The sequence below is a fragment of the Dyella soli genome (assembly GCF_054482295.1).
On sequence record NZ_JBTFFU010000001.1, the window covers coordinates 1 to 20720 of the forward strand.

A 20720-nucleotide genomic window follows, 5' to 3' on the forward strand; every position below is an offset into this window, starting at 1 on the left:
TGACGAAATCGAAGTGGTCGGCATCCGTCCGACCCAGAAGACCACCGTCACGGGCGTGGAAATGTTCCGCAAGCTGCTGGACCAGGGCCAGGCAGGCGACAACGCCGGTCTGCTGCTGCGTGGTCTGAAGCGCGACGACGTGGAGCGTGGCCAGGTGCTGGCCAAGCCGGGCACGATCACCCCGCACACCGACTTCGAAGCCGAGGTCTATGTGCTGTCGAAGGACGAGGGTGGCCGTCATACGCCGTTCTTCAAGGGCTACCGCCCGCAGTTCTACTTCCGCACGACCGACGTGACCGGCGCCTGCCAGTTGCCGGACGGCGTGGAAATGGTGATGCCGGGCGACAACGTGAAGATGGTGGTGTCCCTGATCCACCCGATCGCGATGGACGAAGGCCTGCGTTTCGCCATCCGCGAAGGCGGCCGCACCGTCGGCGCCGGCGTGGTGGCCAAGGTCATCAAGTAAGTACCAGGGGCCTCCACCGGATGGTGGGGGCCCTTCACATTGGCCCGCCCAAGCGTGGGCCGTGTGAAAAGTTCAGCCGGGAGCGGGTTTTAGGCTTTCCCTGGCGCGGATTTGCAGCTATAGTTAATGGCTTGCTAGTCGACAGCCCCAGAAGCTGATCGACACTACTGCGAAATGAGGCACAGGAAGTGCTTCGAGTTCGCTGGCTGGGATGGCCAACACGCAAGAAGAGCTTGGGTTGCGAAGCGTTACGCTTTGTTGACCTGGGCATTTCGCGCGTTTTATACTTTTCCGTCTGGGCGGGCCCGTTTAGGGCCTGCCTAGTCTTTTAGGGTTGATCGTGCGGCACGATGTCGCTCGCCGCGGTCGACTTGCAGTGCCTTAGCGACAATGGGTTGTGCGGGTAGGTGAGAAGCCTATCCGGTTCACAGTATTTGTTCTTTCGATAAACAGGACACGGTTTATGGCGAACCAAAAGATTCGCATCCGGCTTAAGGCGTTCGATCATCGTCTGATCGACCGTTCGGCCAGCGAGATCGTCGAGACGGCCAAGCGCACTGGCGCTACGGTGCTCGGCCCGATTCCGCTCCCGACCAAGATCGAGCGTTACACCATTCTGGTGTCGCCGCACGTCGACAAAGATGCCCGCGACCAGTACGAGACCCGTACGCACAAGCGTGTGCTCGACATCGTCGACCCCAACGACAAGACCGTGGACGCGCTCATGAAGCTTGATCTCGCCGCTGGCGTTGATGTTCAGATCAAGCTCGGTTGAGCGATAGATAGGATACGAAGATGAGTATCGGACTGGTTGGCCGCAAGTGCGGCATGAGCCGACTCTTCACTGAAGATGGACGCTCGATTCCGGTGACGCTGATTGAAGCCACCCCGAATCGCGTCACCCAGCTGAAGACGGAAGATAACGATGGTTACAGCGCTGTGCAGGTCGCGGCGGGCGTCAAGCGCGCCAGCCTGCTGACCCAGCCGCTGAAGGGTCACTACGCCAAGGCGAAAGTCGAGCCGGGTCGTGGTCTGTGGGAGTTCCGCGTGTCTGCCGACGACCTCGGCAAGTACAGCGTGGGCGCCGAGATCAAGGCCGATGACGTGTTCCAGGTGGGTCAGATCGTTGACGTCGCCGGCGTGTCGAAGGGCAAGGGTTTCCAGGGCACCATCAAGCGCCACAACTTCACCATGGGTGACGCCACCCACGGTAACTCGCTGTCGCATCGTGCGCCGGGTTCTATCGGTCAGCGTCAGACCCCGGGTCGCGTGTTCCCGGGCAAGAAGATGTCGGGTCACATGGGTGCGGTGAACCGCACGCAGCAGGGCCTGGAAGTGGTCAAGGTCGACGCCGAGCGTCATCTGATCGCGGTGAAGGGCGCGGTGCCGGGTGCTACCGGCGGCGACGTCGTCATCCGTCCGACGACCAAGGGTTGAGGAGAGACGCCATGGAACTCAATGTTATTGGCGCCAAGCCGCTCAATGTGTCGGACGAAGTGTTCGGCGGTGAGCTCAAGCAGGCCCTGATCCACCAGGTGGTCGTTGCCTATCAGGCAGGCGGTCGCGCCGGCACCCAGTCGCAGCTGTCGCGCGGCGAGATGTCCGGTACCACCAAGAAGTTCAAGAAGCAGAAGGGCGGCGGCGCCCGTCACGGTGACTACCGTGCACCGATCTTCGTCGGTGGTGGCCGCACGTTCGCTGCCAAACCGCGCAGCTACGAGCAGAAGGTCAACCGCAAGTCGTATCGCGTTGCCATCCGTTCGATCCTGTCCGAGCTGATCCGCCAGGATCGCCTGAAGGTCGTCGAGAGCTTCGGCATCGAGTCGCCGAAGACCAAGGCGATGGTTGCCAAGCTGGCCGAGCTGCAGGTTTCCGGCCGCGTGCTGCTGGTGTCGGAAGACGCCAACGAAGCGACCTTCCTGGCCGCGCGCAACATCCCGTACATCCACGTGGTGGACGTGCTGGCGCTGAACCCGGTCAGCCTGGTCGGTTCGGACCACATCGTCATGACCGTCGATGCGGTGAAGAAGATCGAGGAGTGGCTGGCATGAGCAACGAACGCATTCTGAATACGCTGCGTGCGCCGCACATTTCGGAGAAGGCCGCGCGCCTGGCCGAGAAGAACCAGTACGTATTCGTGGTCGCCCCCGAGGCAACCAAGGCCGATGTCCGCGCAGCGGTGGAACAGATGTTCGACGTCAAGGTCGAGCAGGTGAACCTCGTCAATGCCAAGGGCAAGGTCAAGTCCTTCCGTTTCCGCACTGGCAACCGCCAGGGCAAGCGCAAGGCCTATGTCCGCCTCGCTGATGGTCAGACCATCGACGTGTCGGCCAAGGCCTGAGCCAGGAGTTGAATTGAGATGGCACTGATCACTCACAAGCCGACCTCCCCTGGTCGCCGCGACGCAGTCAGCGTTCGCACCGAAGGTCTGCACAAGGGCGCGCCGTACGCGGCGTTGACCGAGGCAAAGACCAAGAACGGCGGTCGCAACCACTACGGTCGCATCACCGTTCGCCACCAGGGCGGCGGTCACAAGCAGCGTTACCGCATCATCGACTTCAAGCGCGACAAGGAAGGCATTGCCGCCCGCGTCGAGCGCATCGAGTACGATCCCAACCGCACCGCGCACATCGCGTTGCTGTGCTACGCCGACGGCGAGCGCCGCTACATCATCGCGCCGAAGGGCGTGCAGGCGGGTGACCGCCTGGTGTCGGGCAGCGACGCGCCGATCAAGGCCGGCAACAGCCTGCCGCTGCGCGCGATCCCGGTCGGTAGCACCATCCACTGCATCGAGATGAAGCCGGGCAAGGGTGCGCAGATCGCACGCTCCGCCGGCGCTTCGGTCCAGCTGGTGGCCCGCGAGTCCGGTTACGCCACGTTGCGTCTTCGCTCCGGCGAAATGCGCCGCGTGCCGGTCGACTGCCGCGCCACCATCGGCGAAGTCGGCAACAGCGAGCACAGCCTCAAGAAGCTGGGCAAGGCTGGCGCCAAGCGTTGGCTGGGTATCCGCCCGACCGTTCGCGGTGTGGTGATGAACCCGGTTGACCATCCGCATGGCGGTGGTGAAGGCCGTACCTCCGGTGGCCGTCATCCGGTCAGCCCGTGGGGCACGCCGACCAAGGGTTACAAGACGCGCAATAACAAGCGCACCCAGCAGTTCATCGTGCGTCGTCGCAAGTAATAGGAAACGATTATGCCGCGCTCTCTAAAGAAAGGTCCGTTTGTCGACCTGCACCTCGTAAAGAAGGTGGAAGCCGCCGTTTCCGCCAATAACAAGCGTCCGATCAAGACCTGGTCGCGTCGCTCGATGATCCTGCCGGAGATGGTCGGCCTGACCATCGCCATCCACAATGGCCGTCAGCATGTCCCCGTGCTGGTCAACGAGAACATGGTCGGGCACAAGCTCGGCGAGTTCGCGGTGACCCGTACCTTCAAGGGCCATGGCGGCGACAAGAAGGGCAAGTGATGAGCACTGAAGCCAAAGCGATCCTGCGCAGCGCCCGCATTTCGGCGCAGAAGGCACGCCTGGTAGCTGACCTGGTCCGCGGTATGCCCGTGGGCCGAGCCAGCGACGTGCTCCAGTTCACCAACAAGAAGGCCGCAACCCTTGTTCGCAAGGTGCTGCTGTCGGCCGTCGCCAACGCTGAGAACAACCTCGGCGCTGACGTGGACGAGCTGAAGGTCTCGCGCATCTTCGTGGACGAAGGTCCGGCGATGAAGCGTATGTATGCCCGCGCCAAAGGCCGCGGTTCCCGCATCCTGAAGCGCACGAGCCACATCACTGTGGTCGTTGGCAACTAACTGAGGACGTAGACGATGGGTCATAAAGTTCATCCCACCGGTATCCGCCTCGGCATTGCCAAGGACTGGAACTCGAAGTGGTACGCCAACAAGGGCGAATACGCCCAGTACCTCGCGGCCGACCTTAAGGTCCGCGAGATGCTGCGCAAGAAGCTGGCCCAGGCCGGCATCTCCAAGATCCTCATCGAGCGCCCGGCCAAGACCGCGCGCGTGACGATCCACACCGCCCGTCCGGGCGTGGTGATCGGCAAGAAGGGCGAGGATATCGAGAAGCTGCGCAAGGAAGTCAGCGACATGATGGGCGTTCCGGCGCACATCAACGTCAGCGAAGTGCGCAAGCCCGAGCTGGACGCGCAGCTGGTTGCCGAGTCGATCGCGCAGCAGCTGGAGCGTCGCATCATGTTCCGCCGCGCCATGAAGCGCTCGGTCGGCAACGCGATGCGCCTGGGCGCCCTGGGTATCAAGATCAATGTCTCTGGCCGTCTGAACGGCGCTGAGATTGCCCGTTCCGAATGGAGCCGCGAAGGTCGCGTGCCGCTGCATACGCTGCGTGCCGACATCGACTACGGCTTCGCCGAGGCGAAGACCACCTACGGCATCATCGGCATCAAGGTGTGGGTCTACAAGGGCGAGATCTTCGATCTGTCCCAGATCAACCAGGAGTCGAAGGAAGAGCAGTCCCAGCCGCGCCGTGAGGGTGGTGAGGGTCGTCGTGATGCGCGTCGCGAGGGCGGTGAAGGCCGTCGCGAGCGGACGGCGAAGTAAGGAGAGTTGCCATGCTGCAACCTAAGCGAACCAAATACCGTAAGCAGTTCAAGGGCCGTAACGACGGTCTGGCCTTCTGCTCCAACCTCGTCAGCTTTGGCGAGTATGGCCTGAAGGCAACCACGCACGGCATGCTCACCGCACGCCAGATCGAGGCCGCCCGTCGTTGCATCACCCGCTTCGTGAAGCGTGGTGGCAAGCTCTGGATCCGTGTGTACCCCGACAAGCCGATCACCAAGAAGCCCATCGAAGTCCGAATGGGTGCAGGTAAGGGTGGCGTCGAATACTGGGTCGCCCCGATCCAGCCGGGCCGCATGCTTTATGAAATCGAGGGTATCGACGAGACGACCGCACGCGAGGCTTTCCGCCTGGCCGCTGCCAAGCTGTCCGTCCAGACCCAATTCGTGACCCGGGCGGTGATGTGATATGGCCATCAAAGATTTGACCACCAAGTCGGCCGACGAGCTGAACAAGCATCTGCTGGATCTGCGCAAGGAGCAGTTCAACCTTCGCATGCAGAAAGGCACCGGCCAGCTCAACCAGCCGCACCAGCTGCGCCGAGTTCGGCGCGACATCGCCCGCACGAAGTTCGTGCTCGGCGGCAAGAAGTAAGGGACGGCCGATATGAGCGACAACAAGAAGCAGACGCGTACCCTCGAGGGTCGCGTCATCAGCAACAAGATGGACAAGACGGTTACCGTCCTGATCGAGCGCCAGGAACAGCATCCGCTGATCGGCAAGATCATCCGGCGTTCGACCAAGCTTCACGCGCAGGACGACCTGGGCGCGAACGAGGGCGACCTGGTCCGCATCGCGGAATGCCGTCCTTTGTCCAAGACCAAGCATCACCGCGTGGTCGAAATCATCACGCGCGCTAACGTCTAAGGGAGGGTGCAGACATGATCCAGATGCAAAGCACGCTTTCCGCGGCTGACAATAGCGGCGCCCGCGAACTGATGTGCATCAAGGTGCTCGGCGGCTCCAAGCGCCGTTACGCCGCGATCGGTGACGTCATCAAGGTCACCGTGAAAGATGCCATTCCCCGCGGCAAGGTGAAGAAGGGCGAGGTGTACAACGCCGTGGTGGTTCGTACCGCCAAGGGTGTGCGCCGTCCCGATGGCTCGCTGATCCGTTTCGACGGCAATGCAGCGGTGCTCCTCAACAACAAGCTCGAGCCGATCGGCACCCGTATTTTCGGGCCGGTCACCCGCGAGCTGCGCAGCGAGAAGTTCATGAAGATCGTCTCGCTCGCGCCCGAAGTGCTCTGAGCGGAGACCAGACCATGAACCGTATCCGCAAGGGTGATCAGGTCCTCGTGATCACCGGCAAAAACAAGGGTCAGCGCGGTGACGTGCTGCGCGTGGACGGCGATCGCGTGTTCGTCTCCAACGTGAATCTCGTCAAGCGTCACACCAAGCCGAATCCGCAGGCCAACCAGGCCGGCGGCATCGTCGAGCGTGAGGCTTCGATCCACATCTCCAATGTACAGCTGTTCAACCCCGCCACGAACAAGGGTGAACGCGTTGGTGCCAAGACGCTCTCTGATGGGCGCAAGGTCCGCGTGTTCCGTTCGTCTGGCGAGGTCGTGGACGCGTGAGGAACTAAGTCATGACGCGCCTTGAAACCTTTTACAAAGACCAGGTAGTGAAGAAGCTCACCGAGCGCTTCGGCTACGAGAACGTGATGCAGGTTCCCCGCATCACCAAGATCACGCTGAACATGGGCGTGGGCGAAGCGGCGGGCAACAAGAAAGTGCTCGAGAACGCCGTGGCCGACATGGCCAAGATCTCCGGCCAGAAGCCGATCCAGACCAAGGCACGCGTGTCCGTTGCCTCGTTCAAGATCCGCGATGGTTGGCCGATCGGCTGCAAGGTCACGCTGCGCCGCGCGCAGATGTGGGAATTCCTGGATCGCCTGATCAACATCTCGCTGCCGCGTACGCGCGACTTCCGTGGTGTCTCGGGTCGTGCCTTTGACGGCCGTGGTAACTACAACTTCGGCATCAAGGAACAGATCATCTTCCCGGAAATCGATTTCGACGCCGTCGACGCCATGCGTGGTATGGATATCTCCATCACCACCACCGCCAAGACCGACGAAGAAGCCAAGGCGCTGCTGGAAGCCTTCAGCTTCCCGTTCCGCAACTGATAGACGCGAGAGATACCCATGGCAAAGACCTCGATGGTCAACCGCGATATCAAGCGGACCAAGCTCGTCAAGAAGTACGCCGCCAAGCGCGCCGAACTGAAGGCGATCGTGCTGAGCCCCACCGCCTCCTACGAGGAGAAGATGGAAGCCCAGACCAAGCTGCAGAAGCTGCCGCGCGACGCGAGCCCGTCTCGCCAGCGCACCCGCTGCGCTCTGACCGGCCGCCCGCGCGCCGTGTATCAGAAGTTCGGCCTGGGTCGCAACAAGCTGCGCGAAGCCACCATGCGTGGCGACGTGCCTGGCCTGCGCAAGGCCAGCTGGTAAGACCCCAAACTGGGCGCTGACGGGCTCCGGCCCGTGGCGTTCGATGCGGCAGCGGGCCGGTGCCCGCTGCCGTTGGCGCGATTTACGCGTCGAGATTCGCAAAATCGGAAAAAGCTGCTATAGTCGACGGTCTGCGTTCCGCAGGTCGGCGTTTATGCCGGCTCACAATTGAATTGATTTCCGGTTTTTCGGATATCGGTGCACTCTGAAGGATGTTTTCATGAGCATGACTGATCCCATCGCCGATCTGTTTACGCGCATCCGCAATGCCCAGCTCACGGGCAAGCAGGCCGTAAACATGCCATCGTCGAAGCTGAAGGTGGCGATCGCCAACCTTCTCAAGAACGAGGGCTATATCCTCGACGCCAAGACCTCCACCGTGGAGGGCAAGCCGGTGCTCGAAGTGAAGCTCAAGTATTTCGAAGGCCGTCCGGCCATCGAGACCATCACCCGCATCAGCCGCTCCGGCCTCCGCGTGTACCGCGGCAAGGACGAGTTGCCGAAGGTCCTGGGTGGCCTGGGTATCTCGATCATCTCGACTTCCGCCGGTCTGCTGACCGACGCGCAGGCCCGTGCCAAGGGTCTGGGCGGCGAAGTCATCGGCCAGGTCGCATAAGGAGCCGACGATGTCCCGTGTTGCCAAGAAACCGATTACCCTGCCGAAGGGCGTCGAGCTCAAGATCGATGCCAGCGGCATCACCGTGAAGGGCGCCAAGGGCACCCTGTCGACCCACGCGCTCCCGGGCGCCTCAGTGGTCCTCGACAACGGCGTGGCCACCATCCAGGTTGCCGAGGGCGCCGACGACAAGTTCGGCGGCACCTTGCGCGCGCTGCTGGCCAACATGGTCAAGGGCGTGTCCGACGGCTATGAGCGCAAGCTCGAGCTGGTGGGCGTGGGCTACCGTGCCTCGATGGCCGGCAAGTCGCTGAACATCGCCCTGGGCTTCTCCCATCCGGTCGTGTTTGAAGCTCCGGAAGGCATCACCATCGAAACCCCGACGCAGACCGAAATCCTCATCAAGGGTTCGGACAAGCAGCGCGTGGGTGAGGTGGCCGCCAAGATCCGTGGCTTCCGTCCGCCGGAACCCTATAAGGGCAAGGGCGTGCGCTACTCCGGCGAGAAGATCACCCTGAAGGAAGCCAAGAAGGCATAAGTACGCAGTCCCTGCGTGAGAAAGCGGCCTTCCATGGCCGCACTCTTCACAAAGAGCCACTGACTACTTGTCGATCCGCTTCCAGGAACTATGACTATGAACAAGAACGAATCCCGCCTGCGCCGCGCCAAGTCGACCCGCTCGCATATCCGCAAGCTGGCCGTCGCCCGCCTGTCGGTGCACCGCACCGGCCAGCATCTGTACGCGCAGGTGTTCGACGCTTCCGGCCAGAACGTGGTGGCAGCCGCCTCCACCGTTCAGAAGTCGGTGGCCGAAGGCCTGAAGGGCACCAAGAACCTTACCGCGGCTGCGGCCGTGGGCAAGGCGGTGGCCGAGCGTGCGCTGGCCGCTGGTATCGAGTCCGTGGCGTTCGATCGCTCGGGCTTCCGCTACCACGGTCGCATCAAGGCGCTGGCTGACGCAGCCCGCGAAGCCGGCCTGAAGTTCTAAGCCGGTCGGAGCCGGGTGCCGGACTCGTCCGGTACCTGGTTCCAGCAGTAGTACCTACAACTCCAAGCGGCTCAGCCGCAAGCAAAGTCCCGGTTAGCCGGGCATACGGAAAAGAACATGTCTTCTACCGATCGCGAAAATTCAGACGGCCTGCTCGAAAAGCTGATCGCCGTCAACCGCGTGGCCAAGACCGTCAAGGGTGGCCGCCAGATGAGCTTCACCGCGCTGACCGTGGTCGGCGATGGCGAAGGTCGCGTGGGCTTCGGCTATGGCAAGGCGCGTGAAGTGCCGGTTGCCATCTCCAAGGCCATGGACCGCGCCCGTCGCAACATGGTGAGCATTGATCTCAACAACGGCACCCTGTGGTACGCCATCAAGGCCAACCACGGTGCAGCCCGCGTCTTCATGCAGCCGGCTTCCGAAGGTACCGGCGTGATCGCCGGCGGCGCCATGCGTGCCGTGCTGGAAGTGGTTGGCGTGAAGAACGTGCTGGCCAAGGCCGTCGGTTCGCGCAACCCGATCAACCTGGTGCGCGCGACCATCAAGGGCCTGCAGGCCGTTGCCTCGCCGAAGCAGATCGCTGCCAAGCGTGGCAAGACGCTGGAAGAGGTGCTGGGTAATGGCTAAGAACAAAGAAACCGCCGCCGCCACCGTGCGCGTGCGCCTGGTCAAGGGCCTGCGCGGTGTGCAGAGCCGTCATCGCCTGAGCGTGAAGGCCCTGGGCCTGAACAAGCTCAACGACGTCCGTGAACTGAAGGACAGCCCGCAGGTGCGTGGCCTGATCAACACGGTCTACTACCTGGTGCGGGTCGAGGAGTAATCACCATGCGTCTTAACGACATCAAGCCGGCCGCCGGTTCCCGCAAGACCCGCCTTCGCGTCGGTCGCGGTATCGGTTCGGGCCTGGGCAAGACCGCTGGTCGCGGTCACAAGGGTCAGCACGCTCGCGCGGGCGGCACCCACAAGTACGGTTTCGAAGGCGGCCAGATGCCGCTGCAGCGCCGCCTGCCGAAGGTCGGCTTCCGTTCGCTGAAGAAGGTCGAGAGCCAGGAAGTGTTCCTGTACCAGCTCGCCGGCCTCAAGGTTGACGTGATCGACCCGATCGCCCTTCACCAGGCCGGTCTGATCGACAGCCGCGCCAAGAAGGTCAAGGTCGTCGCCAAGGGCGAGATCGGCCGCGCGGTGAAGCTGTCGGGTGTGCTGGCAACGGCCGGCGCCAAGGCAGCTATCGAAGCTGCCGGCGGCAGCGTGGAGTAATCACGTGGCGTCAGCCCAGGGCACATCGCTCGGATCGCTCGGCAAGCTGACGGAACTGCGTCAGCGCATCTTCTTCGTGATTGGTGCGCTGATCGTTTTCCGTCTCGGTTCCTTCATCCCGGTTCCCGGCGTGAACCCGGAAGCCATGACGAACCTCATCGAGCAGGGCGGCGGCCTGATGAACATGTTCAACATGTTCTCGGGCGGCTCGCTGGCACGCTTCTCGGTGTTCGCGCTCGGCGTGGTGCCTTACATCTCGGCATCCATCGTGGTGCAGATGATGGGGTCGGTGATCCCGAGCCTGCAGGCGCTGCGCAAGGAAGGCGAGTCGGGTCGTCGCAAGATGACCACCTACACCCGCTTCGGTACGGTGGGTCTGGCGGCATTCCAGGCGTTCAGCATCGCCATGGCGCTGCAGAAGCAGACCGCCCTGGGTGGTGCGCCGGTGGTCTACACCCCGGGCATGGGTTTTGTCATGTCCTCGGTGGTCGGCCTCACGGCGGGCACCATGTTCCTGATGTGGCTGGGTGAGCAGATCACCGAGCGCGGTATCGGCAACGGCATTTCGCTGCTGATCTTCGCGGGTATCGTCTCCGGCCTCCCGGGTGCGGTGGCCCACACGCTGACCATGGCCAGCAACGGTGAACTGTCCGTGATCAAGATGATCATGGTGGTGGGCCTGATTCTCGCGGTCACGGCGTTCGTGGTCTTCATGGAGCGCGCCCAGCGGCGCATCACCGTGAACTACGCACGGCGCTCCGGCGGGCAGCGGGCCTACATGAACCAGACCTCGCACCTGCCGCTGAAGATCAACATGGCGGGCGTCATTCCGCCGATTTTTGCCTCGAGCCTGCTGTTGTTCCCGGCAACCGCCGCCAGCTGGTTCGGCGCGGGACATCAGTCGCGCTGGGTGCAGGAAGTGACCCAGGCGCTCACCCCGGGTGAGCCGCTGTACGACATCGTGTTCGCGGTGCTGGTGATCACTTTCGCCTTCTTTTACACGGCGATCGTGTTCAACTCCCAGGAGACGGCAGATAATCTCAAGCGCTCCGGCGCCCTGATTCCGGGCATCCGCCCGGGCCGCTCCACGGCGGACTACATCGACAACGTAATGACCCGTTTGACCGGTGTCGGCGCGCTGTACCTGGTGCTGGTCTGCCTGGTTCCATCGTTTATGCAAAAGGCTTGGCACGTCCCGTTCTACTTCGGCGGCACCTCTCTGCTGATCGTGGTGGTCGTGGTGATGGATTTCACTGCTCAGGTGCAGGCGCATCTGGTCAGTCACCAGTACGAAAGCCTGCTCAAGAAGGCCAATCTCCGCCGCAACTGATGGCTGCTGGGGTGGTAGGAGTTGGTCTAGGTCGGAGGGTGGCGGCACCGTGGTGCCGCAGGGCTTTCCTGTTGGGTTAATTAAGGTTAGAATTGCGCGTTTACCGCGCACGAAACGCATCGGAGAAAGTACATCATGGCGCGCATCGCGGGTGTCAATTTGCCGGTCCAGAAGCATGTCTGGGTTGGCCTGCAGAGCATTTATGGGATCGGCCGCAGCCGGGCCAAGAAGGTCTGCGTGGACGCAGGCGTGGTTCCCACCACGCAGATCAAGTCCCTGAGTGAAGGTGAAGTCGAAAAGCTTCGCCACGAAATCGGCAAGTATGTCGTCGAAGGCGATCTTCGTCGCGAAGTGGGTATCGCCATTAAGCGTCTGATGGATCTGGGTTGCTACCGCGGCCTGCGCCATCGTCGTGGTTTGCCGGTGCGCGGCCAGCGCACGCGTACCAACGCACGCACCCGCAAGGGTCCGCGTCGCGCGATCAAGAAGTAACGGATTCCGAATATGGCTAAGCCGGTCAAGACCAAGAAGAAGATCAAGCGCGTTGTCACGGATGCCGTGGCCCACGTGCAAGCCTCCTTCAACAACACCATTGTCACGATCACCGATCGCCAGGGCAATGCCCTGTCGTGGGCGACGGCGGGCGGCGCGGGTTTCCGCGGCTCGCGCAAGTCGACCCCGTTTGCCGCGCAGGTTGCCGCCGAAAAGGCTGGCCGCGCTGCAGGCGACTACGGCGTGAAGACCGTGGAAGTTCGAATCAAGGGCCCGGGCCCGGGCCGCGAGTCGGCCGTGCGTTCGCTGAACGCGCTCGGCTACAAGGTCCTCAACATCATCGACGTCACGCCGATTCCGCATAACGGCTGCCGTCCCCCCAAGAAGCGTCGAGTCTAAAGGAGCATACCCATGGCCCGTTATCGTGGAGCTACCTGCAAACTCGCCCGTCGTGAGGGTGCAGATCTCAGCCTGAAGAGTCCGGCTCGCGCCATCGACTCCAAGTGCAAACTGGAAAACAAGCCCGGCCAGCACGGCGCCAACAAGCGCATGCGCATGTCGGACTACGCCAACCAGCTGCGTGAAAAGCAGAAGGTCAAGCGCATCTACGGCGTGCTCGAGCGTCAGTTCAGCAACTACTACTCCAAGGCGTCGACCCTCAAGGGCAACACCGGCGAGAACCTGCTGCGCCTGCTCGAAAGCCGCCTGGACAACGTCGTCTATCGCATGGGTTTTGCGGTCACCCGCGCCCAGGCCCGCCAGATGGTCAGCCACAAGGCTGTGCTGGTGAACGGCAAGAAAGTGAACATTCCGTCGTACCAGGTTCGTCCCGGCGACGCGATTGCCCTGACCGAGCGCGCCCGCACCCAGCTGCGCGTCCAGGAAGCGGCAACCGTGTTCGACACCATGGACCTGCGCCCGCAGTGGGTGGAAGTCGACAGCAAGAAGTTCGAAGGTACGTTCAAGGCGATGCCGGACCGCGGCGATCTGCCGACCGACATCAATGAGAGCCTGATCGTCGAGCTTTACTCGAAGTAATCAACCGGAGCCCTGCATGGCAGTTTCGTCAACTAGCGTGCTGCGCCCTCGCGGCCTCAGCGTCGAGCAACTCGGAGCCAACCGCGCCAAGGTGGTGGTCGAGCCGCTCGAGCGTGGGTTCGGCCACACCCTGGGCAACGCGCTGCGCCGCGTGCTGCTCTCCTCGATTCCTGGCTCTGCCATCGTCGAGGTGGAAATTGATGGCGTGCTGCATGAGTACACCACGCTTGAGGGTCTGCAGGAGGACGTGATCGAAGTCCTGCTGAACCTCAAGGACGTGGCTATTCGCCAGCATTCGGGTGACGAAGTCACCCTGACCTTGTCCAAGAAGGGCAAGGGCGTGGTCACCGCCGGCGATATCGCCGTCGATCACTCGGTGGAAATCATCAACCCCGAGCATGTGATCTGCCACCTGACCAAGGACATCGCCCTCAACATGCGCCTGAAGGTGCGTCGCGGCGTCGGCTACCAGCCGGCCAGCGCGCGCCAGCACCCGGACGATGAAGCTCGTCCGATCGGTCGCCTGCAGCTCGACGCGTCGTTCGCGCCGGTGCTGCGCGTGGCCTACGAAGTTGACGCCGCTCGTGTCGAGCAGCGCACCAACCTCGACAAGCTGGTGCTGGACATCGAGACCAACGGCACCATCGGTGCGGAAGATGCGGTTCGCAAGGCCGCCGAAATCCTCAACGACCAGCTGTCGGTGTTCGGTGACTTCTCGCGTCGCGAGAGCGCCACGGACAAGGCGGAGAAGGGCGGTTTCGACCCGCTGCTGCTGCGCCCGATCGACGATCTGGAGCTCACCGTGCGTTCGGCGAACTGCCTGAAGGCAGAGAGCATCTACTACATCGGCGATCTGGTGCAGAAGACCGAAGTCGAGCTGCTCAAGACCCCGAACCTGGGCAAGAAGTCGCTGACCGAAATCAAGGACGTCCTCGGCGGCCGTGGTCTCGCACTCGGCATGAAGCTTGAGAACTGGCCGCCGCCGGGCCTGTCCCACGGCATGCAGTTGGGCTGATGTCTTGGCGGTCGTTCGCGACCGCCTGCTGTATCGGCAAGCTGGCCAGCGTACCTCGGTGTGCTGGCCAGCGGCCAAAAAGCGGTATCAAAACCGCGTGATGTCCTGGGTGACCGCCTTGGTTGCCGGTATTGGTGGTCTGACGAGTGTTCAACCCTCGGATTTTGCAGACGCCTGAAACGACCAGCTTGGTCGTCTTGCTCAATAAGAGCCCGTGGTACGAAGGGCTTAATCAGCGGGTAACCGCGGGAAGTCGGACATAACCGCCGACTTTTCATAACAACAGACCATAGAGAGTATTGCCATGCGCCACCAGAAATCCGGTCGCAAGCTCAATCGCACGAGCAGCCACCGCGAAGCCATGTTCAAGAACATGGCCTCGTCGCTGATCAAGCACGAGCTGATCCGCACCACCCTGCCCAAGGCCAAGGAACTTCGTCGCGTCGCCGAGCCGCTCATCACGCTCGCCAAGACCGACGGCGTCGCCAACCGCCGCCTGGCGTTCGCGCGCCTGCGCGACAAGGAAGCCGTGGGCAAGCTGTTCATCGAGCTGGGCCCCCGTTACCGCGAGCGTCCCGGCGGTTACCTGCGTATCCTCAAGGCCGGCTTCCGCCCGGGCGACAACGCGCCGATGGCGTACGTCGAACTGGTCGATCGTCCGCGCGTCGAGACGGCTGCCGAGTAATCGGTTGCGACCATCGCTTGTTACGAAACCCCGGCCGGGCGACCTGCCGGGGTTTTGTTTTATAGCGCCGGGGCATCGGGGGTTAGTGCTGACCGGACGCGCTGGAGCGGGCATCCCGGCATGGCAAGCGCGACTGCCGGGCAGGGCTGACAGCGGCGTGGCGGAACGGTTAATGTCGCGCTCTCGCAACGCAACATGGCTGCCATGAATCCTTTCCGTTGGTCGTACCGGGTCACCTGTCTCGTCGGCTTTTTCGTCTGCGCGGCGCTGCTGGGGTACGCGCTCTATGCCGAGCACGTGCTGGGCATGATTCCGTGCCCGCTGTGCATCTTCCAGCGCATCGCCTTCCTGGTGATGGCGGTGTTCTTCCTGGTTGGCGGCTTGCATGCGCCGCGGGGCGCCGGCCGCTGGGTGTATGCGGGCGGCGTCCTGCTGGGCGCGGCGGGTGGCATCGCCACGGCGGCGCGGCACCTGTGGCTGCAGACCTTGCCGGCGGACCAGATTCCCTCCTGTGGCCCCAACCTCGGCTACATGATGGATACGTTCCCGTTCGCCAAGGTGCTTAAAATGGTCTTCACCGGTTCGGGTGAGTGCGCCAAGATCGAGCCTGTGTTCGGCCTGCCCATGCCCGCCTGGACCCTGGGCTGGTATCTGCTGCTGCTGTTCTTCGCGATCTACGCCGCGGCGCGCAAGCGCTCACCCCATTCCTGACAGCCCCGCCATGTCTATCGCTCCCACCATCGATCACCCCTCCGAATGGGCCCCGCACAGCTGGCAACAGCGCGTGGCCCTGCAGCAGCCGCTCTATGAGGACGGCGCGGAACTGGCGCGTGCGACGGCCCAGCTGGCCACGCTGCCGCCGCTGGTGACGTCCTGGGAGGTGCTTGCGCTCAAGAAGGCCCTGGGCGAGGCGCAGGAAGGCAAGCGCTTCCTGCTGCAGGGCGGTGATTGCGCCGAAAGCTTTGCCGACTGCACCAGCCCGATCATTTCCAACCGGCTCAAGGTGCTGCTGCAGATGAGCCTGGTGATGGTGCACGGGCTCAAGAAGCCGGTGCTGCGCGTGGGGCGCTTCGCCGGCCAGTACGCCAAGCCGCGCTCGACGGATACCGAGACACGCGATGGCGTGACCCTGCCCAGCTTCCGCGGCGATCTGGTCAACGGCCAGGAATTCACGCCTGCGGCCCGGCGCGCCGACCCGCAGCGACTGATCCAGGCGCACGCCCATTCGGCGCTGACGATGAATTTTGTCCGCGCGCTGGTCGACGGCGGCTTCGCGGACCTGCATCACCCCGAATACTGGGACCTCGCCTGGGTCGAGCATTCGCCGCTGGCCGCCGAATACCGCCGCATGGTGGCGGCCATCGGCGACTCGCTGCGCTTCATGGAGACGCTGGCCGGTCCGATCGCCGGCTTCACCCGGGTGGATTTCTTCACCTCGCACGAAGCCCTGTTGCTCCATTACGAGGAAGCGCTGACCCGCAAAGTGCCCCGGCACCACGGCTGGTTCAACCTGTCGACCCACTTTCCGTGGATCGGCATGCGCACCGCGGCGCTCGACGGCGCCCACGTGGAGTATTTCCGCGGCATCCGTAACCCGGTGGCCGTGAAGGTCGGGCCTTCGGTGACACCCGATGTCTTGCTGCCCCTGATCGAAGCGCTCAATCCCGAGGACGAGCCGGGCCGGCTGACCTTGATCCACCGCATGGGCAATGCCCAGATCGGCAGCGTGCTGCCGCGCCTGCTCGAGGCGGTGAAGCGCGAGGGGCGCCGCGTGCTGTGGGTGGCCGACCCGATGCATGGCAATACCGAGGCCACCTCCAACGGTTACAAGACCCGCCGTTTCGACAACATCCGCGGCGAGCTGGACCAGGCGTTCGATATCCATGCCGCCGCCGGCACGCGGCTGGGCGGCGTGCACCTGGAACTGACCGGCGAGGACGTCACCGAATGCATGGGCGGCGCCCGCGACCTCAGCGAGACCGACCTGGATCGGGCCTACAAGTCGATGGTCGACCCGCGCCTCAACTACGAACAGTCGCTGGAACTGGCCATGCTGATCGTGCGCAAGTCGGTGGCAGCGCGTACCGCCTGACCGCCTGACGGGCCCGGCAGTGACCAAGTGAAGGAAAGCCCGGCATTCGCCGGGTTTTTTTTGCCTGGCGCGGCCACTACCCGCTGTTTGTTACAAAGGGATGAATAAACCATGAATATGTGATCCAATCGACCCGGGGGAAAGGTGAGCGGGTACGCAAGGCCAGGCCGGGACTCAGGCCGTGCAAGCGGCCCCCGACGGGCTCATCGAACCAGAGGTTCTGCACGCTTGATCGAGATCGCAACAAACTGGATGGCTGCCGTGCGAAAGCGTTTCGCGCAGGGCGGCTGGGTCGCGCAAGCAGCCACGATCGCCGCCTATGCGGCGTGCTACATGGCGCTGCGGGCCGTTTCGGTTTCGCACTGGAACCTCCCGGCGGGGCTGCGCGTCCTGTGCCTGCTGTTCGTTCCCTATCGCTATTGGCCTGCACTGGTCGTCGGCGAGGCGCTGCCGCTGTGTTTCGAGGCCTGGGACTATCACGAGCGCTTCGGCTGGTGGTGGGCGGTCATTGGCATCGTGCCGCCGATCGCGCTGAATGCGCCGGTGTTTGCCTGGTGTCGTCGCCGCATGAAGTTGTTTGATGCAGGGCAGCCCAACATGGTCGCCCTGCTTGGCGCCATTCTGCTTGGTGCGGCGCTGACCGCCCTGGCCGATACGGCGGCGCTGGCAACGGTGCGCCTGCCGGGTGGCGAGCCCGGTCCCGCGATCACCGCACGCATCGTGCTGGGCTATTTGCTTGGCAACGACCTGGGCGCGTTGACCCTGGTGCCGGCGGCGCTGGCGCTGCGGTCGTGGCTGGCGGGGCACAAGGGCCGTCCGTCCTGGCAGGCTGCCGCCAGAAGCGTCTTCGCGCGCGATCTCGCCCTGGGCGTGCTGCCCCTGTTGCTCTGGCTGATGTGGCTGACCACGCCGGGCAACGACGAAGTGATGCAATTGTGCCGCATGGCCATGTTCCTGCCGGTGGCATGGATGACCTTGCGCTATGGCTGGCAAGGCGCGGCGGTGGCCGGCATGCTCGCGAGCGCGGCGGTCCAGCTGACCATGACGGTGGTGCGCGACCCCGCGGTGATCCAGGCGCAGGCGCTGATCGCATTCGCCATTTCCACCTTGCTCATGCTCGGTTCGCGGCTGTCACCGGCGAGGACCGATGTCGCCGATGCCGGCGACATGCTGCGCGGGTTCCAGCTGGCGCAGCAGGGCCTGTACCAGGAAGAGTTGCGTCTGCGGCAGACAGCCGAGGCACTCGACCGCATCGGGCAGTCGATGCGCGACAGCCAGAAACGCCTGCTCGACCGCCTGCGCCCGGTGCTGCCCGCCAACATGGAACACGTGTATTCCCGGCAGGCGGCGATAACCCAGCACGAGATGCACCGCCTTTCCGATGCGCTCTATCCAAAAACCTGGCGGGAGCGCGGTGCGCCGGCCACCTTCCAGGACGGGCCGCTGGCCCAGGCGGCGGCCCTGGCGGGCGCCTGCTATCGCTGTGACATTGCCGGCTGCGGCCTGGACCAGCTCGCTCCGGACGTCCATATGATGCTGTATCGCCTTGCCTGCGAGGCCATGGTCTATGTGCTGGCGCGCGAGCCGGTCCGGCGCATCCACCTGCAGATCCGCGGCGGCCGGACCAGGGGCAGGCGCTGGGTGGTCCTGCGCATGACCTGCCACCGCGCCGCGCCGGCGTACCGGCACGCGTCGGCGCCGGAGTGGAAACAGGTCGTGTCCTTGCTGGGCGCGAGCGGGCAAGGCATCCGGACCATCCAGGACCGCGCACACATCTATGGCGGCGTGGTCCATCAGCGCGACTCGGACGATCAGTTGTCGGTGTCGCTGCTCCTGCATGACGCGCTGCGGGTCGGGTCGGCCACGGTGGCCAACGTTGCTTTCGAGCGCCCGGTTTCAGCCTAGGGTCGGCCCGGGTCGGTCAGGGAGTGGTGGCGACGGGCTTGCCACCCACGGTGTCCAGGAAGGTCGGCGGCTGCCATGCCCGGGTGTGTTGCTCGAAGCCGTAGGCGATCGCGATCAGCGTGGGCTCGCTCCAGCGCGTACCGAAGAACACGATGCCGACGGGCAGGTCGTGCGCAAAGCCGGCGGGCACCGTGATGGACGGATAGCCGGCCACCGCCGGAGGCTGCGATGCGCCGCCGATGGTCGGGTTGCCGCTGACCACGTGATCACCCAGTACCGGGTCGGTCACGAAGGTCGGGCCCCATGACGGCGCGAGCAGGGCGTCGAGCCGGTGGGCCTTCAGCGCCGCGTCGATGCCGTCGGGTCCGGACAGCTGCCTGGCCTTGGCCAGGGCCGAGGTGTAGGCCTCGTCGCTCAACGGCCCCTTGGCCTGCGCCTGCTCGAACAGCTCCTGTCCGAACCAGGGCATCTCCCGCGCCGCTTCGCGCTGGTTGAAGGCGATCAGGTCGGCGAGACTCTTGACCTTGAGGCCGGGCCGGGTGGCCAGGTACTGGTTGAGGTCGTGCTTGAATTCATAGAGCAGCACGATCAGCTCGGCATCACCCAGTTCCTTCAGGTGGGGAAGCTCCACCGGGTCGACGATGATCGCTCCCTGCGCCTTCATCTGTGCAATAGCCTCGTCCAGGATGCGATCGGCATTCGGCTCCGCACCAGCCAGTTGGCGCACGACGCCGATGCGTTTGCCGCGCAGGCCGCGCGAATCGAGGAAGCGGGTGTAGTCGGTGGCATGCCGGTCGGCGTCGACCGTGGCCGGGTCACGCGTGTCGCTGCCGGCGATGACCGTGAGCGTCGCCGCCGCGTCGGCGACGCTGCGGGCCATGGGGCCGGCAGTGTCCTGGCTATGGCTGATGGGCACGATGCCGCTGCGGCTCACCAGGCCGAGCGTCGGCTTGATGCCGACGATGCCATTGGCCGCAGCCGGGCACAGGATGGAACCGTCCGTCTCGGTGCCGATCGCCACCGTGACCAGTCCGGCGGCTACCGCTGCGCCGGAGCCGGCACTGGATCCGCAGGGATTGCGGTCCAGCGCATACGGGCTGCGCGTCTGGCCGCCGCGTGCGCTCCAGCCGCTGCTGGCATGGTTGGAGCGGAAGTTTGCCCATTCGCTCAGGTTGCTCTTGCCGAGGATCAATGCACCGTGCGCGCGCAGTCGTTCCACCAGCGCGGCGTCGCGCGCGGCGGGCGCATCCGTCATGGCCAGCGAGCCGGCGCTGGTGAGCATGCGATCGCCGGTGTCGATGTTGTCCTTGAGCAGGACCGGAATGCCATACAGCGGACCGCGCCGGCTGGCCCTGGCGCGGCCCCGGTCCAGTTCGGCGGCGATCAGCAGTGCATCCGGATTGGTCTCGATCACGGCGTGCAACGACGGGCCGCTGCGATCGATGTGACCAATCCGTTCGAGGAATTGCTGCGTCAGCGCGGTGCTGCTGAGCGCGCCCGCGTCCATGCGCTGCCGGAGCGTGGCGATGGAGGCGAACGCTGCGTCCGGTGCATCGCCGGCGAGCAGCGGTGGGCTGACGAGCAGGGTGGTGAACACGACGAGCGAGGGCAGACGACGGGACACGTGACCTCCTCCGAACAATGTCGTGCGACATGATGTCGCGAACGCGCAGCTTTTAGGCCTTCATCCTAGCTCGACCTGAGCCGACCCCTATAATGAATGCAGGGACATCGCCGGGTCGCTGTCCTGGCGACCACGCATTCACGCGTATGACGGGAAGATCATGAAAGGGCTCTC

General features: G+C 64.0%; 32 protein-coding genes. 31 read left to right on the plus strand and 1 reads right to left on the minus strand.

Going from position 1 to position 20720, the window contains the following annotated elements:
• The 31 genes from ACXU4B_RS00005 to ACXU4B_RS00155 all read left to right on the plus strand — a co-directional run.
• Window positions 1-466: EF-Tu C-terminal domain-related protein (locus ACXU4B_RS00005; RefSeq protein ID WP_458910819.1), on the plus strand; the 466-nt coding region annotated here is incomplete at its 5' end.
• A 463-nt stretch (window positions 467-929) separates the two neighbouring features.
• Window positions 930-1241 (plus strand): 30S ribosomal protein S10, encoded by a 312-nt coding sequence (gene rpsJ, locus ACXU4B_RS00010; RefSeq protein WP_014402136.1) that lies wholly within the window; start codon window positions 930-932, stop codon window positions 1239-1241.
• A gap of 20 nt (window positions 1242-1261) precedes the next feature.
• Window positions 1262-1903 carry a 50S ribosomal protein L3 gene (gene rplC / locus ACXU4B_RS00015; RefSeq protein ID WP_109126895.1) on the plus strand — a complete coding sequence of 214 codons (642 nt, stop codon included), beginning with the start codon at window positions 1262-1264 and terminating at the stop codon, window positions 1901-1903.
• Between the two features lie 11 nt (window positions 1904-1914).
• The gene (gene rplD / locus ACXU4B_RS00020; RefSeq protein ID WP_131406545.1) at window positions 1915-2517 is read left to right on the plus strand and encodes a 50S ribosomal protein L4; all 603 of its coding nucleotides are present in this window, start codon (window positions 1915-1917) and stop codon (window positions 2515-2517) included.
• Window positions 2514-2807 (plus strand): 50S ribosomal protein L23, encoded by a 294-nt coding sequence (gene rplW, locus ACXU4B_RS00025; protein WP_046972911.1) that lies wholly within the window; start codon window positions 2514-2516, stop codon window positions 2805-2807. The genes rplD and rplW overlap by 4 nt, the downstream gene beginning before the upstream one ends.
• Before the next feature lie 18 nt (window positions 2808-2825).
• Window positions 2826-3647 carry a 50S ribosomal protein L2 gene (rplB, locus tag ACXU4B_RS00030; protein WP_131406547.1) on the plus strand — a complete coding sequence of 274 codons (822 nt, stop codon included), beginning with the start codon at window positions 2826-2828 and terminating at the stop codon, window positions 3645-3647.
• A 12-nt stretch (window positions 3648-3659) separates the two neighbouring features.
• Window positions 3660-3932, plus strand: a complete 273-nt coding sequence (rpsS, locus tag ACXU4B_RS00035) for a 30S ribosomal protein S19 (RefSeq protein ID WP_017461870.1) — start codon at window positions 3660-3662, stop codon at window positions 3930-3932.
• Window positions 3932-4267, plus strand: a complete 336-nt coding sequence (gene rplV, locus ACXU4B_RS00040; RefSeq protein ID WP_131406549.1) for a 50S ribosomal protein L22 — start codon at window positions 3932-3934, stop codon at window positions 4265-4267. The genes rpsS and rplV overlap by 1 nt, the downstream gene beginning before the upstream one ends.
• Window positions 4268-4282: 15 nt before the next feature.
• Complete coding sequence (rpsC, locus tag ACXU4B_RS00045; protein ID WP_131406551.1) at window positions 4283-5032, plus strand: 30S ribosomal protein S3; 750 nt, start codon at window positions 4283-4285, stop codon at window positions 5030-5032.
• 11 nt (window positions 5033-5043) lie between these two features.
• On the plus strand, window positions 5044-5457 hold the full coding sequence (gene rplP / locus ACXU4B_RS00050; protein ID WP_131406553.1) for a 50S ribosomal protein L16: 414 nt from the start codon (window positions 5044-5046) through the stop codon (window positions 5455-5457).
• A 1-nt stretch (window position 5458) separates the two neighbouring features.
• Window positions 5459-5644, plus strand: coding sequence for a 50S ribosomal protein L29 (gene rpmC, locus ACXU4B_RS00055; RefSeq protein ID WP_046972906.1), 186 nt, complete (start codon window positions 5459-5461; stop codon window positions 5642-5644).
• A 12-nt stretch (window positions 5645-5656) separates the two neighbouring features.
• Window positions 5657-5917 carry a 30S ribosomal protein S17 gene (rpsQ, locus tag ACXU4B_RS00060; protein WP_131406555.1) on the plus strand — a complete coding sequence of 87 codons (261 nt, stop codon included), beginning with the start codon at window positions 5657-5659 and terminating at the stop codon, window positions 5915-5917.
• A 14-nt stretch (window positions 5918-5931) separates the two neighbouring features.
• Window positions 5932-6300 carry a 50S ribosomal protein L14 gene (rplN, locus tag ACXU4B_RS00065; protein WP_038620422.1) on the plus strand — a complete coding sequence of 123 codons (369 nt, stop codon included), beginning with the start codon at window positions 5932-5934 and terminating at the stop codon, window positions 6298-6300.
• Window positions 6301-6314: 14 nt separating this feature from the next.
• A complete protein-coding gene (rplX, locus tag ACXU4B_RS00070) occupies window positions 6315-6629 on the plus strand; it encodes a 50S ribosomal protein L24 (protein WP_131406557.1) in 315 nt (104 codons plus the stop codon).
• Window positions 6630-6640: 11 nt separating this feature from the next.
• Window positions 6641-7180, plus strand: a complete 540-nt coding sequence (rplE, locus tag ACXU4B_RS00075; protein ID WP_131406559.1) for a 50S ribosomal protein L5 — start codon at window positions 6641-6643, stop codon at window positions 7178-7180.
• An 18-nt stretch (window positions 7181-7198) separates the two neighbouring features.
• Window positions 7199-7504 (plus strand): 30S ribosomal protein S14, encoded by a 306-nt coding sequence (rpsN, locus tag ACXU4B_RS00080; protein WP_131406561.1) that lies wholly within the window; start codon window positions 7199-7201, stop codon window positions 7502-7504.
• A 220-nt stretch (window positions 7505-7724) separates the two neighbouring features.
• A complete protein-coding gene (rpsH, locus tag ACXU4B_RS00085; RefSeq protein ID WP_131406563.1) occupies window positions 7725-8120 on the plus strand; it encodes a 30S ribosomal protein S8 in 396 nt (131 codons plus the stop codon).
• A 10-nt stretch (window positions 8121-8130) separates the two neighbouring features.
• The gene (gene rplF, locus ACXU4B_RS00090; protein ID WP_131406564.1) at window positions 8131-8658 is read left to right on the plus strand and encodes a 50S ribosomal protein L6; all 528 of its coding nucleotides are present in this window, start codon (window positions 8131-8133) and stop codon (window positions 8656-8658) included.
• A 90-nt stretch (window positions 8659-8748) separates the two neighbouring features.
• A complete protein-coding gene (rplR, locus tag ACXU4B_RS00095; protein ID WP_205746485.1) occupies window positions 8749-9108 on the plus strand; it encodes a 50S ribosomal protein L18 in 360 nt (119 codons plus the stop codon).
• A 117-nt stretch (window positions 9109-9225) separates the two neighbouring features.
• Window positions 9226-9735, plus strand: a complete 510-nt coding sequence (rpsE, locus tag ACXU4B_RS00100; protein ID WP_114239845.1) for a 30S ribosomal protein S5 — start codon at window positions 9226-9228, stop codon at window positions 9733-9735.
• A complete protein-coding gene (rpmD, locus tag ACXU4B_RS00105) occupies window positions 9728-9928 on the plus strand; it encodes a 50S ribosomal protein L30 (protein WP_131406568.1) in 201 nt (66 codons plus the stop codon). Before rpsE ends, rpmD begins: the two co-directional genes overlap by 8 nt.
• Window positions 9928-10365, plus strand: coding sequence for a 50S ribosomal protein L15 (gene rplO / locus ACXU4B_RS00110; RefSeq protein ID WP_205746551.1), 438 nt, complete (start codon window positions 9928-9930; stop codon window positions 10363-10365). The genes rpmD and rplO overlap by 1 nt, the downstream gene beginning before the upstream one ends.
• 4 nt (window positions 10366-10369) lie before the next feature.
• Window positions 10370-11695 (plus strand): preprotein translocase subunit SecY, encoded by a 1326-nt coding sequence (secY, locus tag ACXU4B_RS00115; RefSeq protein WP_131406572.1) that lies wholly within the window; start codon window positions 10370-10372, stop codon window positions 11693-11695.
• Window positions 11696-11830: 135 nt separating this feature from the next.
• Window positions 11831-12187: a 30S ribosomal protein S13 gene (gene rpsM, locus ACXU4B_RS00120; RefSeq protein ID WP_109126884.1), complete on the plus strand. Its 357-nt coding sequence runs from the start codon at window positions 11831-11833 to the stop codon at window positions 12185-12187.
• A 12-nt stretch (window positions 12188-12199) separates the two neighbouring features.
• Entirely contained in the window at window positions 12200-12586 is a 387-nt protein-coding gene (rpsK, locus tag ACXU4B_RS00125) for a 30S ribosomal protein S11 (protein WP_007513384.1), read from the plus strand.
• Window positions 12587-12598: 12 nt separating this feature from the next.
• The gene (gene rpsD / locus ACXU4B_RS00130) at window positions 12599-13225 is read left to right on the plus strand and encodes a 30S ribosomal protein S4 (protein ID WP_131406574.1); all 627 of its coding nucleotides are present in this window, start codon (window positions 12599-12601) and stop codon (window positions 13223-13225) included.
• Window positions 13226-13241: 16 nt separating this feature from the next.
• Window positions 13242-14240 carry a DNA-directed RNA polymerase subunit alpha gene (locus tag ACXU4B_RS00135; protein WP_026033857.1) on the plus strand — a complete coding sequence of 333 codons (999 nt, stop codon included), beginning with the start codon at window positions 13242-13244 and terminating at the stop codon, window positions 14238-14240.
• Between the two features lie 304 nt (window positions 14241-14544).
• On the plus strand, window positions 14545-14925 hold the full coding sequence (gene rplQ / locus ACXU4B_RS00140) for a 50S ribosomal protein L17 (RefSeq protein ID WP_131406576.1): 381 nt from the start codon (window positions 14545-14547) through the stop codon (window positions 14923-14925).
• 204 nt (window positions 14926-15129) lie between these two features.
• On the plus strand, window positions 15130-15636 hold the full coding sequence (locus ACXU4B_RS00145; RefSeq protein ID WP_131406578.1) for a disulfide bond formation protein B: 507 nt from the start codon (window positions 15130-15132) through the stop codon (window positions 15634-15636).
• Window positions 15637-15646: 10 nt separating this feature from the next.
• Window positions 15647-17017 (plus strand): class II 3-deoxy-7-phosphoheptulonate synthase, encoded by a 1371-nt coding sequence (locus ACXU4B_RS00150; RefSeq protein ID WP_131406580.1) that lies wholly within the window; start codon window positions 15647-15649, stop codon window positions 17015-17017.
• A gap of 261 nt (window positions 17018-17278) precedes the next feature.
• Window positions 17279-18922: an MASE1 domain-containing protein gene (locus ACXU4B_RS00155; protein ID WP_165583103.1), complete on the plus strand. Its 1644-nt coding sequence runs from the start codon at window positions 17279-17281 to the stop codon at window positions 18920-18922.
• A 16-nt stretch (window positions 18923-18938) separates the two neighbouring features.
• Here the strand turns inward: ACXU4B_RS00155 and ACXU4B_RS00160 are convergent, their stop codons facing one another.
• The gene (locus ACXU4B_RS00160; protein ID WP_131406584.1) at window positions 18939-20546 is read right to left on the minus strand and encodes an amidase; all 1608 of its coding nucleotides are present in this window, start codon (window positions 20544-20546) and stop codon (window positions 18939-18941) included.
• Window positions 20547-20720: the final 174 nt, after the last annotated feature.